Here is a 13,924-nt window from a genome sequence, read left to right as displayed (position 1 = left end):
TAAGCTATTTATCTAGTATTGACCGGCTAGGAAAAATCAAAACAGTATTTTTGTGCTTTAAAATAGAGTGTAATATGAAACTCAAAAGTCTTTTAGTAATTATCCTTTCTGTAGCCATGCTGGGGCTGGCGGATAATGCCGAAGCGCAACGAAGAAACAAGTATAAAGCAAGGAGACAAACCAATAAAAAGGTATCGCATTACAAAGGTGGTGTAAGAGGATATGGAAGGTTTGAACCCTATTATTTTGTTGGGGCTAACATTAACGCTGGAAATTATTTTGGAGATTTAGCTCCTGTAAATAAAGCGGCAAGTACAGATGTTTCCTTTACCCGACCAGGTTTTGGCCTTTACGGGGGGTATAAATTTCATCATTCAATCGCAGTAACAGCTGGCCTTAACTGGGTTAGGGTATTTGGTGATGATTTTGCCTCAGATCCCGGGAGTGAAAATAGTTTCGCAAGATATGCGCGTAATCTTAGCTTTAGAAATGACATTAAAGAGTTTCGAGTAGCAGTTCAAATTTTTCTATTGCCTAACTATGGTGGCCCTAGTCAACGGCTTCCTTTCAATGCATATCTGTCCGTTGGAGCAGCTGTTTTCCACCACGATCCTCAAGGGAAAGTTCCGGATGCCGACTATCAGACAGCTCAGGATGGATCTGTTGCTGCTCCCCAAGCAGGAGAATGGGTAAAACTTAGACCTTTAGGGACTGAAGGTCAAAATTTAGGCATAGTTGAACCTTACAAATCGATAGAATTCGCTATCCCTGTTGCAATCGGAGCACAGATGAGAATACCAAACACACAATTGACTGCAGGTCTTGAGTTTGGGTTTAGATACTTATTTACGGATTATATTGATGATGTTAGTACAAACTATGTGGGGTTAGATCAGTTTACTGATCCGTTAGCAAGAATCATGTCTGATAGAGGCTCTGTACCTGTGAGTTCTAAAGGTGAAGCCAGAGATTTAACAAATCTGCGTATCGTACAGAATAATTTTGGTACAGCATCTTACTTTATTGAAGGAAATGTTGGAACCGGCATAGACGGATCAGTTCGAGGGAATCCAGACAATAATGACATGATTTTCGTTACTCAGATAAAAGTGTCTTATGTTTTGGGTGGAACGACCAGAAAACGTGCGAAATACCGTTAATACTTTACGCAAATCTCTATTCTTTTTATTGGTGCTTGTTAGTGCTGGCACTACAGCGAATGCTCAATTCATTGAATTCGGCGGTGGCATTGGTGCAATGAATTACTCCGGCGATCTTGTTCGTGGTTATAGCTTTAGTACTACATCTTTGGCTGGCACAGGATTTTATCGAATGAATTTTTCAGAGATTCTTACTGTGAAGCTAGCTTTAACAGTTGGCAAAGTAAAAGGATCTGAAACCCCAATTGATGCATTTGCACTTCAAAGAAATCATTCATTCAGCTCAACAGTATTAGAAGTATCCTCTGTTTTCGAATATCATTTTCTCAACTTTAAAACAGAGGGAGCTGAGGTAAACTACTCTCCATATATTTTTGGTGGAATTGGCTTCATCAATTTTAGTGATGTTCCGGACAACGAAGATGTTGGCAAAATTCAACCTGTAATACCCCTAGGGGCGGGTTTTAAATATCTCATTCAAAAAAAATATACCATTGGATTTGAAATTGGAGCCAGAAAAACGTTTTTCGACTATCTGGATGGAATAGCAGATGGTGACCAGACCATCAAGGATTACCAATATGGCAACCCGAAAGACAATGATTGGTACTTTTTTACCGGTCTTACTTTCAGCATCACACTCTTCAATGTGCCATGTCCATTTCCATACAGACCCAACCAATCAATTCTTTCTCGTTAATAGAAGTTAAATCATTGATTTACATTCCCTTTAAGTAAAAAAAAGCCCATTTTTGTAGCCTTTTTCAAAATAGAATTGGAGGACTTAAGAAAACAGATAGTAGAAACCAACATTCCAAATCACATTGCAGTGATTATGGATGGGAATGGCAGATGGGCACAGAAGCAAGGCGTAAAACGAATTTTCGGACATCAAAACGCAATTGAGGCTGTTCGGAATGTGACAGAAGGCTCGGCTGAGCTAGGAGTTAAATTTTTAACCCTGTATGCATTTTCCACTGAAAACTGGGATCGTCCAAAATATGAAGTAGATGGACTGATGACCCTCTTGGTGAATACGATCAAAGATGAACTTCCAACGCTACAGAAAAATGATATAAAACTTGCTACCATTGGAAATACTGACGGATTGCCCAATGGAGCACAAAAAAAAATATTAGAAGCCATTGAATTGACAAAATCTAATACTGGTATGGTGCTTGTGTTAGCACTCAACTATAGTGGTAAATGGGATTTAGTTAATGCAATAAATAAGCTAATAGAGAAAAATGAAACTCACATCGAACCTTCTGACGTAGATAATCATCTATCAACTGTAGGTATTCCGGATCCTGACTTGTTGATTAGGACAAGCGGAGAGATGCGAATAAGTAATTTTTTGCTTTGGCAAATGGCCTATACGGAATTGCATTTTACGGAAGTGCTTTGGCCTGATTTTAGAAAAAAGGATTTGTTTGAAGCTATAATTTCTTATCAGCACAGGGAAAGACGCTTTGGAAAAACAAGTGAACAAGTGAAGGCATAAACTATGCTTGGATTGGAAAGATTGAAAACACAAATGAAAAAAATACTACTCCTGCTTTTAGCCCTTGTGGCAATGAATAAGGCTGATGCTCAGGTTGTTTTTGGAAGAGACCAAACGAATCCAAGTGGTGGAGTTTCCATTAACTACTCGAGTCCCAAGGAATATGAAATTGCAGATATCGAAGTAAGAGGAGTGCAATTTCTTGATAATAATGCATTGATTTCATTATCCGGCCTGCGAGTTGGAGACAAAATCAAAGTTCCGGGGGATGAAATTACTACCGCTATAAAGAAACTCTGGAATCAAGGCATAATTGGGAATGTCACCATTTTTGCATCAAAAGTAGAAGACGATAAAATATGGCTTGTCATTGAGCTGACCGAAAGGCCGAGGCTTACCAAATACACTATTGAGGGTGTGAACAAAACCAAGAAAGGTGAAATAGAAGACAAAGTCGGTCTCATACGAGGAAAAGTGCTAACCGATGTGGTTATCAAAAATACTGAGCTTGCCGTCACCAAATACATGGAGAGCAAAGGCTACCTAAATGCAAAAGTTAACGTTGTTCAGCAAAACGATACAATCCTAAGAAATAGTGCTTTTTTGAAGATTACCATAGATAAGGGTCAAAAAGTAAAAATTAGAAACATTCGCTTTGAGGGGAATGAAGAATTCACTTCAGCTAAGCTACGTTCGAAGCTAAAAGGAACTGGAATGGTTCCAAAATTCTCGTTGCCAACGGAAATTATTGAAACGGCAGTTAAACTAGCCTGGCCGCCAAATATGATCAATTTTGTAAAAGGGTCTAAAAAGGTTTCCAAAGAAGAGGTCAGAGAATATATGGCGACCCACGCAAATCTAAATTTCTTCAAATCTGCCAAATTTGTAAAGGAGGATTATGAAACTGACAAAGACGCTTTGATAGGTTTCTACAATTCGAAAGGATACAGAGATGCTGAGATTGTATACGATTCAATCTATGATATTTCTAATAAGTACATGAATATCAATATCCGGCTGGAAGAAGGAAACAAGTACTATTTCCGTAACGTTGCCTGGACAGGAAACTACATCTATTCAGATGAGCAATTGCAGCGAATCCTTGGCATTCAAAAAGGAGATGTATACGATCTCGATTTGGTAAATAAGAAACTTAATTTCAATCCAAATGGTGCTGACATTAGCTCACTCTATATGGATGATGGGTATCTATTCTTTAATATCAATCCGGTAGAAGTTGGTGTCGAGCAGGATTCCATTGATCTGGAGCTCAGGATATATGAAGGCGCCCAGGCAACTATTGACAAGGTGGTCATCAGCGGAAATGATAAAACGAATGATCATGTAATCCTGAGAGAGCTAAGAACGAGACCTGGAGATAAGTTTAGTAGAGCCGAACTAATTAGAACACAGAGAGAATTATCCCAACTAGGGTATTTTGACCCTGAGCAGGTAAATCCAGTTCCAGTTCCAGATCCTATTAATGAAACAGTAGATATCGAATGGCAGCTCGTTGAACGATCCAATGATCAAATTGAGCTTTCAGGTGGTTGGGGAGGAGCCTTTGGGTTCGTCGGCACATTTGGTGTTACCTTCAACAATTTCTCCGTCAGAAACATAACAAAACCTGAACACTGGCGAGGATTGCCGGTAGGTGATGGCCAGAGTCTATCACTACGATTCCAAGCAAATGGACGAAACTTCCAAAGCTATTCTTTCAGCTTCGTAGAGCCTTGGCTTGGGGGAAGAAAGCCTAACTCTTTTGGCCTGAGTTTTAGCAAATCAATACAAAGATCAATTAACAGAATTACCAATGAGACATTGGGTTGGCTGAAGGTGACTGGAATTTCGGCTTCATTGGGTCGAAGGGTTAGATGGCCTGATGATTTCTTTACCGTAAGCACAGGTATTTCATACCAGCGGTATGACTTATTCCAATTCAATAGCCGATCGCTTGGGTTTAGTACTGGAGATGCAAATAGTATAACGTTTAATACAACGTTTGCAAGAAACTCCATAAATCAACCGATGTATCCACAAAATGGATCCAGCATTTCATTGAGTGCTTCATTTACACCTCCATATTCTCTTTGGAGAGATCTTGACTATGAAAATGCAAGTGCAGGTGAACGCTATAAGTGGTTAGAATATCATAAGTGGAACTTTGATAGCAAATACTTTTTGACACTTACAGGGAAGCTAGTGCTGTCTGCAAGAGCACACTTTGGCTACCTCGGAACCTATACAAGCAAAACAGATGTAGGTCCATTTGAGCGATTCCAGCTTGGTGGTTCAGGTCTGACTGGTCAGAACTTCTTGCTTGGTACCGACGTAGTGGGATTACGAGGCTATCCTGATAACTCCATCACTCCATTTGATACTGACACCAATATCGAAGGTGGAACTTTGTTTAATAAGTATGTGATGGAATTGAGATATCCTATTTCACTTGCACAATCTGCCACCATCTATGCGCTGACCTTTGTGGAAGGTGGAAACAACTGGGATAGGTTCTCTGAGTTCAATCCATATAACATAAAAAAATCTGCAGGTCTAGGCCTTAGAATCTTCATGCCAGCGTTTGGACTCATGGGGATTGACTGGGCATATGGATTTGACAGAGTTCCAGGTACTTTTGACAATGCCGGTCCGCAGTTCCATTTCTCCATTGGACAACAGATACGTTAATGGATGTGTCTTAAATGAAATCGCTATGAAAAAGTTATCTCTACTGCTTTTTGGTCTGTTTTTAGGGTCTATTACATTTGCGCAAAAATTTGGATATGTAGACACTCAATATATTCTGGAAAAGATGCCGGAGTATAAAGAAGCACAAGCAGAGATTGAAAAATTGGCTAAAGGATGGGAGACTGAAATTCAGGAACTCTACCAGCAGGTAGAAGCAATGGAAGTGGATTTAAAGGCTGAAGAAGTGCTCCTTACCAAAGAAATGTGGGAAGAACGAAATTTAGAGATCGAACGGAAGTGGAAAGAGGTGAAAGAATATCAACAATCCATTTTTGGATTTGACGGTCTTTATTTCTTGAAGAAAAAAGAGTTAGTGAAGCCAGTTCAAGACCAGGTTTTTGAAGCTGTAGAGCGTGTTGCTAAAAATAGCCGACTACAAATAGTCTTTGACAAGTCTGGAGATCTAGTGATGATCTACACGGATCCAATCCATGATTATACTGATTTCGTGCTTGAAGATCTTGGATTGGTAGAAAATCAGAGCGTTAATAATAATTGAGCACAAAAATTGAATCTTAACAAACCAACGGGTAAACACCCAACCTTAAAAACGAATAAAGTTAATTGATATGAAAGTTAGAATTTTACTAAGTACTGCCCTTGCTGTGATCGGATTCGGAGTGATGGCGCAGTTGAAAATAGGCTATACAAATGTAGAGTACGTTTTGAGCCTAATGCCAGAAGCGAAACAAATTGAAAGTGAATTAGCAGGCTATGATAAGCAATTATCAACTCAGCTTGAGGCCAAGTATGCTGATTACCAAGCAAGAGTTGCTGAGTATCAGCAAAACGCTGAAAGTTACACAGATGTGGTAAGAGCTGATAAAGAGAATGAGATTGTGAATCTCCAGACCTCTATTCAGCAATTTGAGCAAAATGCTCAAAATTCTATGCTGCAGAAAAGAAACCAGTTGCTGCAGCCTGCATTCGAGAAAATTGGAACTGCAATCGAGCAGATTTCAACAGAGAATGGCTACACACATGTTTTAAACATGACTGCCGGTGGACAAAGCATTCTGCTTTACGCTCGTGAAGAAGATAACGTAACTAACCTTGTTTTGAAGAAGTTGGGAATAAACCCACCTGCAAACAAATAAGAAACTAGAGGATTGATTCAAAGCCCTGCCAGTTTGGTTGGGCTTTTTTTATGCGATTACAATTCCAAACACCAAGCCTGCCAAAACAATCAATGGTGTAGGTATTTTTGTAAAATGCATCATCCCGACAGTACTGAATAGCAAAATGTAATTAATGGCCTTTTGCTCCATAGGCATAAAGAGTAAAAACGCCGCTGCAATTACCATCCCTGCGCTAACAGCTGTAATTCCTTCAAGTGATGCCTTCACAATGCGATACTTTTTCAGCTGTTCCCAAAATCGAATAATAAAGAAGATCAAAAATGTGCCCGGCAAGAAAATGCCTGCCACTGCCATGCTTGAACCAAGTAGCTGTCCTCCTATGCCGAGTTCTTTGGTCATTATCGCTCCAACGTATCCACTGAAAGAGAAAACAGGTCCCGGAATGGCCTGAACAAAACCATAGCCAGATATAAACTCTTGTGAGGTCAAAAACTCCTTGAATTCTACAAATTCAGTATAGAGCAGCGGCACCAGCACTTGTCCACCTCCGAATATCAAACTTCCGTTTCGATAGAAATTTTCAAAAATCTTGATCGGTTGATATTGAGTTACTCCTCCCAATACTGCTGCCGCGACTAACACAGAAATCCAAAGTATGAGGTTTGACCAATTGATACTGATCTTCTCCTTTTCTTCGATCGGTTGTTTCTTGTATTTCCAGGTAGTGGCAAGTCCACCCAAAATGATCAATGCAGGAAATGCATAAGGTGATTTTAAAACAAATGAGGCAATAGCCGAAAAGACCATTAACCCAAAACCAACCTTCGTATTGACTACTTTAACAGCGATCTTATATGAGGAATAAGCCACAATACCGACGGCTATTGGCTCAATAAATCTCAGAAAGTCTAATGATATCTCCATTGCTTGTGCAGAAGAGACGAAGATGGCAAATGCTGTCATGATCGAAACAGCCGGTAGTGCCCATACCAACAATGTCAAGTAAGCGAGGTTGGGGCCGCCAATTTTATATCCCAAAGCAGTTATTGTTTGAGTAGAAGTTGGGCCGGGCAAAATTTGGCAAAGTGCGTAAAGTTCAATGAGATCTTCTTCTGTGAGGTATGCTCTTTTGGAAACAAATAAATCCAGAAACATTCCAAAATGTCCTTGCGGACCACCAAAAGCTGTCAGAGACAATACCCAAACATCCTTTAGAAATATTATGTTTCGTACTCTTCTTACAGACATGAATTATGACTTCAATCCAATTTCTCTTAACCTCTCATCCAGAAACTCTCCAGCAGTAATATCTTCAAAGGCCTTAGGATGCTCTTCATCTATGCAGCCCTTCAGACATGATAAGTCCATCTCAGAAACCGGATGCATGAAGAAGGGAATTGAAAACCTGGAAGTATGCATAAGTTCCCTGGGCGGGTTTACCACGCGATGAATAGTCGACTTTAGTTTGCCGTTGGTGTGTCGCTCCAGCATATCCCCTACGTTTACAACTATCTGATCCGGAAGAGCAGTAATTGGAATCCACTTCCCATCTCTTCTCAACACCTGCAGACCGTCGGCGCTGGCTCCCATCAAAAGGGTAATGAGATTGATATCTCCATGCTCGGCCGCACGAACAGCATCCGGCGGGAGCGCATCCGGATCTTCGATTGGGAAATAGTGGATCGGACGCAAAATACTGTTGCCATCTTTGACCTTATCATCAAAGTAATTCTCTGGAAGATCAAGGTATAATGCGATGGCACGAAGCATACTTATTCCGGCTTGAAGCAAGGTCAGGTAGGCTTCCGTAGTGTGTTTTTCAAGTTCCGGCACCTCACTCGGCCAGATATTATCCGGGTAATCTTCTCGCTGATTTTCCTTTGGTTGTCCAACATGAAAAAACTCTTTCAAGTCACCCGTGTTTCTTCCCTTAGCCTTTTCACGACCCTTGCTGATGTATCCTCTCTGACCCGCCAATTCCTTCTTTTCATAAGCTTCTTTGACCTCATCAGGCAGCCTGAAAAATTTCTCAACCGATCCGTATAGACTAGAGGTTAGGTCGTCAGACAGACCGTGATTTTTAATGGAAACAAATCCAATGTTTGTATACGCTTTCCCAAGCAACTTGACAAAGTTCATCTTTTGTTCTTGCGTACCATTGGTGAAATCCGCAAGGTCTAGTGACGGCACTTCGTCATAAAGTATATCAGCCATATCCGGGTTAGTTAGGACTACAATTTAATTCAGAATTAAGTGGAAATCAATTCAAAATGCTTCGAAGCACTTCAAGCGATTTTGGTTTACTAATATGTGCATGATGCTGATAATAATCCAAAATACTATCCAACATTACATTTCTTGAATCTCTGGTCATTTTAATATCCGATCCATAAGGCTCTTTCATCAGTGTATCTAGAATTTCGTGATTTTCATTTGACGGTGAAAGCTTGTCCGTTGAGCTAAACAATGTGTCAATGTCATCAATGGCGTAACCCAGAAAAGGGCCAATCTTGAGCAGAAACTGCAGGTGAAAGTTGCCAACTCCTGAATCTAGCTGATCAAAAGACTTGATGGATTCTTCTGCAAAAAAATACAGCTCCTGGTTAGGCGATTGTTCCGACTGTAAGAGCTTCGAAAAGACCTCAGTCAGAAAAAGAGTGATAGAGCTTTTAACTAAGTCCCGATGAATGTGGTGAAGCGGATAGTGACTTTTGAATTCGGAGATGCGCTGCAAGTCACGTGTTTCCTTCACATATAGTACCATTTCAAGAATGGTGAATGGCTGAAAATAGCCAATGCTCTTTTTCGATTTCTGACTCCTAATTGAGTTCACAATGTAAGAACCGTAACCTCCTTCTTCTGTAAATATTCTAGCGATGATAGAAGTATCTCCATACTTCATGTAACTAAGGACTATTCCTTTGGATTTGACAATCATCGCACTACCGCGATTTTCCCAACATAGGTTTCTTCTCCATCCGAACTTGAGCTAAAAAACAGATAAACACCGGTAGCTACTCTTCCACCTTTCACATCTGTTAAATTCCAAGATGCAGATCCCCCATTGGCTTCTATTTCTGTAACCAAATTTCCATTTATGTCTGTCACTTTCACACTGGCATTTCTGGCCAGACCGGATAGTCCCACTACCCCTTGATACTCCGGGCGAACCGGGTTGGGGAAAATGGTCACATTTCTGTGATCACGATTTCCAATCGAAGAGGCACTTCGGTAGGATACCATTCCTTTGGTCGTCAAAATAAAGACTTCACCATTAACCCCATTATAGTCCATTTGTATAATTTGATTGGATGGAATCGGGCTGTTGGCTTCATTAAATACAGCTACTTGTTCAGAGGTATTTTCGTCATAAACCCAAACGCCTTGATTGGTGCCAAACCAAATGCGATTTCCCCCATCAGTCAAGACAGCATTAATCTGCTCATCTTCAAACAAGGTCCTATTCTCAAAAGTGGGTTGAATGCCCTCAGGGTCAGAGAAAATAAATGAGGCATCAGGAAAAAGTGCCGGTCCTCTGCTTGTTCCTATCCACGCATTATCCTCAATGCTAATGTCAATGTCTAGAAAGGAAGATGGAAGCCCATCAGTCGTGCTGATCTGATCTATCCTCACTTCTTCCGGATCCATGATGGTAATGATGCCCGAAGAAGCACCAAGCCATCCAATGCCGATTTCGGAGAGATCAATCGTCAAGAACTCATCCTCGCCCAGAATCAAAGAAGAATATGAGATCCAGTTTCCATCTACATCCATGATGTGAACTGGTGATTGATTTCTAAAGGAAGAAACCCACAAATTTGAACCTCCGGCCAAGGCTGTAATGAGCGTGTCTAATTCAGATGAACTCCCGGGGACATCATTGAGTATAGATCCATTGAGCTCATCGTACAGCCCATCTCCAAGAGATGAATAGTAAAGGTTTCCATTGAATCTCGCGACATCCGAAACATTGGTGAAGTTTTCGATGGAAGCGGCTTGCCATTCCCCTTCTGAAAATTTAGAAAACTCTTCAACTTGAACTGAGCCATCATATGAGAAAGGTGAAGGCGCATGAAAGCCGAATAGCTCATTCGCAAGTACCCTGAAATTTGAAAAAGTATTTGATACTGGTCCGGTAGGTGAAAGTGGATCACCTGACTGATTGATTAATCCTTGGTTACCGTCCGCGATGAAAAGCTCTGTGCCAGAAGAAACTATATCATTGATGGATGTAGCTGATGTGGTGAGGCTCACTTCAAAACCATTTGCCATAAGCTCATAGATTATCCCGTTTGACGAAGTGAAAATCTGTTCGTTCACTTCGTATAACTCCGTAGATCCGTTTGGCAGGTCGAAACCAGTATCTATCCAACTGCCATTAGAATATCTCCATAAATCAGGTGTGGAAATGGCGTAGATTTCGCTTCCAACCATCTTCATAGATCTGAACGTAGTTGTAGATGGATACCTGGTCCAGCTGCTGAAATCCAGCAGATTTGAATTCAGGCTTCCCGATTGAATGCCATCATCTGTTCGAATAAATAACGAATCGTTCCTGTAGAGAATTTCCACAATTGCCACCGCTGCTCCAGCCGTACCTATTTGAACATAATTTTCCAGAACTGTTGCATCTGAAGAATTGACTACAACCACACCAAGATCTGTAGCCAGAAACGTTCGGGAAGGCCCGAATGCAACATCATTGATGGTTTTATCGCCATCTAAATTGCTGACGGCAATATCATTCAGGCTTAACAATTCATCTTCAAATACAAAATCGACAAATCCGGATGCATAGCCTATCACCAATAAATTAAGGTTCTCACTATAAGCAAGCGCCGAAACTTCCACATCCGAAAGTCCATCAATTTTGGAAAGCTTTCTAAGCGAGCCATCCGAGAGTTCTCTTGAGAAAAGTCCAATTTCTGTGGCACAGAATACCTTGTCAGGTGTAACCGCCAATTTCTTTGCATTGGTATAGCTGAAGTGAGTCCGCCATGTTCCTACCGGAATGTTTTGGGAAAATCCAAACCACCCAAGAAAAACGATCAAACTACTTAGTATCCACCGCCTCAAAGAAGCAAGATCTGCAAAGAGCTTCATAAATATCCTTTTCACCTAAAACTATGGTTTGCTTCGATTTAGTACGTCGATGGGAATAAGATGCCACATTTCCACACTTCATACACACGGCGTGCACTTTAGTAATGTACTCTGCGGTGGCCATTAAGGCATCCATGGGTTTGAAAGGCATGCCTTTAAAATCCATATCCAAACCCGCCACAATTACTCGCTTCCCCTGATTGGCGAGCTCATTTGCCACATTGATGATTTCAGCATCAAAGAATTGCGCTTCGTCAATCCCGACTACCTCACAATTGCCTGCTCTTAACAAAATGTCGTTTGCGAAATTGACCGGTGTGGAAGGTATAGACGTATCCTTATGTGAAACGATTTTTACTTTATCATAGCGTTTATCCACTGCCGGCTTAAATATTTCTACATGCTGATTCGCCAGCATCGCCCGATTTAGCCTTCGGATCAATTCCTCCGTTTTACCCGAAAACATGGATCCACAGACCACTTCGATCCATCCAGCCCTTCTGAGCGTTCCCTTACCTATATGTGGCTCAACAAACATTAATCTGTGTAATTCAAGTGGGGTAACTGTGTTTCTTTTGGCACCTCTACAGTCACATTTCCATTTAGGAATGTCTGACAAGTAAGGCGTTCATCGTCTCGCAATTTATTCAATTTCGAATATTGCTCTTCTGGTTTTGTTAATGGCGAAAGATGATCCATGCCATCCACAATTTTAGCCTTGCATGTGGTGCATCTTCCCTTGCCTCCACACGCATGCATCCAATCCGTCGCTGTAAGCAAAATCTTCAGCAAACTTTCCCTTTTATCCTCACAATGAATAGATTTACTCTTTAGGTTAGCAATTACTACAGTTGGCATACCATCAATTTTCAAGAATGCAAAAGAAACTAAACGAAGACTTTATAGACGGCTATTGTGAGAAATTTGCATCAAAAGTGACCGCTGATTTTTTCAAAGACGGAAAAGAAGTCATTACAGGCAAGGAAATATTGAAGGTTACTCCTTCCAAGCAAGTCAATTTCTTTGTGATCAAGTTACTTTTTAGATATTGGCAAGAAGAAACTAAAAAGCTGGAAAGCCCATTCTTCAACTACAAGCATGAGGAAGTTCGTCAGGCGATGATCCAGTTTATGAATGTGCTCTCACAACACATCGAAATCAACAAGGAAAAGTTTGAAACACTGCTCAATCACGCCATAAAAGACACACTCTACCTTGCTGCAATGCCTCAGGCGTACGTACAAATAGATTTGGATAGTCGTGGTGTGGAAACCATCAAAGAAAAATCTGTGGAAGGAACGGTGAAATATCTGAAAATCCACAAAAAAGAGATTCAAAACTTCCTTTCGGACATGAAAGGCCTGTCCATCGACGATGTGGTCGATGAGCTACCGGAAGAGTTCGATGATTTTGATACCACTGAAGCTGTTAAAGCGGAGTGTGAGCTGCTAACAAATATTCTTCCCATATCTGCCGAGAAGATATTCTCCGATGATCCTGAAATGGATGAATTTGATGAAGATGATCTTTTTGAGCCCGGAGAAGAGGATTTGGTAGAAGAACGCCCAAAGCCACGAAAGACCGCTCCTGATGCAAATGAAGAGACAGCAAATATCGAAATGAATGCCGAGGATGATGCCATGGCTGAGGAAGATATAGAGGACGAAAGAGAACCTCAACCGAAGGCTCCCGAGGTTAAGAAAGAAGAATCAGAACCGGAAGCAGAAGCAAAAAAAGAAGAACCTGAAGCTGAAGAGCCGATAGAAAAAGCTGAAGAAACGCCGGAGGAGACAGAAGAAGAAGAGCCAAAGAAAGAAGTTCGTACGCCAGTAATGCTGGAGGATGAAGACAAGGAGGATGACTTCCCAGAAGAGACGATCAATAAGCAATTTGAAAGTCAGGAAGAGACTGTCGCTGACCACCTGGAAAACAACAATAAAGAAAGCAGCATATTAGAGCTCATTTCTCTCAACCATCGCTACATGTTCATCAAGGAGCTTTTCCGGAATGACAAACATGAATTTGAAAATGCACTTGTTGAGCTCGAGGATTATGACTCATTTGACGAGTCCGTGGAATTCCTTGTGCAGGGCTATGCCAAACACAACGAATGGGATATGCAGTCGGATGAAGTGAAGGAATTTTTGAAGGTGCTATTTAGACGGTTTAGGTAGTAACTCCCACAAGAGATTCCGGCATTGTTCGTTCCTCTGAAACCGGAATGACAAAAACCATGATGTTTAAAACTTAAACGTAATCGCGAGTACAACGAAGCGATCTGAATTGTTTAAAAAACATAAGATTACTTCGGTCATTCTTCCCTCGTAATG

13 protein-coding genes are annotated in these 13,924 nt (G+C 41.0%); 7 read left to right on the top strand and 6 right to left on the bottom strand.

Annotation, left to right across the window (positions count from 1 at the left end):
- The first annotated feature begins 74 nt into the window (after positions 1–74).
- The 6 genes from ACL8WY_RS10690 (at position 75) to ACL8WY_RS10665 (ending at position 6,509) form a co-directional block, all read left to right on the top strand.
- Complete coding sequence (locus ACL8WY_RS10690; RefSeq protein WP_436514721.1) at positions 75–1,160, top strand: hypothetical protein; 1,086 nt, start codon at positions 75–77, stop codon at positions 1,158–1,160.
- A 31-nt stretch (positions 1,161–1,191) separates the two neighbouring features.
- Positions 1,192–1,860: a DUF6089 family protein gene (locus ACL8WY_RS10685; protein WP_436514720.1), complete on the top strand. Its 669-nt coding sequence runs from the start codon at positions 1,192–1,194 to the stop codon at positions 1,858–1,860.
- A 135-nt stretch (positions 1,861–1,995) separates the two neighbouring features.
- Complete coding sequence (uppS, locus tag ACL8WY_RS10680) at positions 1,996–2,664, top strand: polyprenyl diphosphate synthase (RefSeq protein WP_436518055.1); 669 nt, start codon at positions 1,996–1,998, stop codon at positions 2,662–2,664.
- 33 nt (positions 2,665–2,697) lie between these two features.
- Positions 2,698–5,352 carry a BamA/OMP85 family outer membrane protein gene (locus tag ACL8WY_RS10675; protein ID WP_436514719.1) on the top strand — a complete coding sequence of 885 codons (2,655 nt, stop codon included), beginning with the start codon at positions 2,698–2,700 and terminating at the stop codon, positions 5,350–5,352.
- Positions 5,353–5,377: 25 nt separating this feature from the next.
- A complete protein-coding gene (locus tag ACL8WY_RS10670) occupies positions 5,378–5,911 on the top strand; it encodes an OmpH family outer membrane protein (RefSeq protein WP_436514718.1) in 534 nt (177 codons plus the stop codon).
- 70 nt (positions 5,912–5,981) lie between these two features.
- On the top strand, positions 5,982–6,509 hold the full coding sequence (locus ACL8WY_RS10665; protein ID WP_436514717.1) for an OmpH family outer membrane protein: 528 nt from the start codon (positions 5,982–5,984) through the stop codon (positions 6,507–6,509).
- Positions 6,510–6,557: 48 nt separating this feature from the next.
- Here ACL8WY_RS10665 and chrA read toward each other — a convergent pair whose 3' ends face one another.
- From chrA to ACL8WY_RS10635, 6 genes are read right to left on the bottom strand one after another with little or no spacing between them, the layout of a single operon-like run.
- On the bottom strand, positions 6,558–7,739 hold the full coding sequence (chrA, locus tag ACL8WY_RS10660; protein ID WP_436514716.1) for a chromate efflux transporter: 1,182 nt from the start codon (positions 7,737–7,739) through the stop codon (positions 6,558–6,560).
- 3 nt (positions 7,740–7,742) lie between these two features.
- Positions 7,743–8,705, bottom strand: coding sequence for an isopenicillin N synthase family dioxygenase (locus ACL8WY_RS10655; protein WP_436514715.1), 963 nt, complete (start codon positions 8,703–8,705; stop codon positions 7,743–7,745).
- A 46-nt stretch (positions 8,706–8,751) separates the two neighbouring features.
- On the bottom strand, positions 8,752–9,429 hold the full coding sequence (gene recO / locus ACL8WY_RS10650; RefSeq protein WP_436514714.1) for a DNA repair protein RecO: 678 nt from the start codon (positions 9,427–9,429) through the stop codon (positions 8,752–8,754).
- Positions 9,426–11,609, bottom strand: a complete 2,184-nt coding sequence (locus ACL8WY_RS10645; protein ID WP_436514713.1) for a hypothetical protein — start codon at positions 11,607–11,609, stop codon at positions 9,426–9,428. Before ACL8WY_RS10645 ends, recO begins: the two co-directional genes overlap by 4 nt.
- Positions 11,545–12,132 (bottom strand): thymidine kinase, encoded by a 588-nt coding sequence (locus ACL8WY_RS10640; RefSeq protein ID WP_436514712.1) that lies wholly within the window; start codon positions 12,130–12,132, stop codon positions 11,545–11,547. Before ACL8WY_RS10640 ends, ACL8WY_RS10645 begins: the two co-directional genes overlap by 65 nt.
- Positions 12,132–12,452: a 2Fe-2S iron-sulfur cluster-binding protein gene (locus ACL8WY_RS10635; protein ID WP_436514711.1), complete on the bottom strand. Its 321-nt coding sequence runs from the start codon at positions 12,450–12,452 to the stop codon at positions 12,132–12,134. The genes ACL8WY_RS10640 and ACL8WY_RS10635 overlap by 1 nt, the downstream gene beginning before the upstream one ends.
- A 17-nt stretch (positions 12,453–12,469) precedes the next feature.
- On the opposite strand from ACL8WY_RS10635, the gene ACL8WY_RS10630 reads away from it, so the two are divergent.
- A complete protein-coding gene (locus tag ACL8WY_RS10630) occupies positions 12,470–13,768 on the top strand; it encodes a hypothetical protein (protein ID WP_436514710.1) in 1,299 nt (432 codons plus the stop codon).
- The last annotated feature ends 156 nt before the right edge of the window (positions 13,769–13,924 follow it).

This window comes from Ekhidna algicida (genome assembly GCF_051379705.1).
GTDB lineage: Bacteria > Bacteroidota > Bacteroidia > Cytophagales > Cyclobacteriaceae > Ekhidna.
The sequence above is the reverse complement of the archived record's forward strand: the minus strand, read 5'-3'. Positions and strand labels throughout refer to the sequence as shown.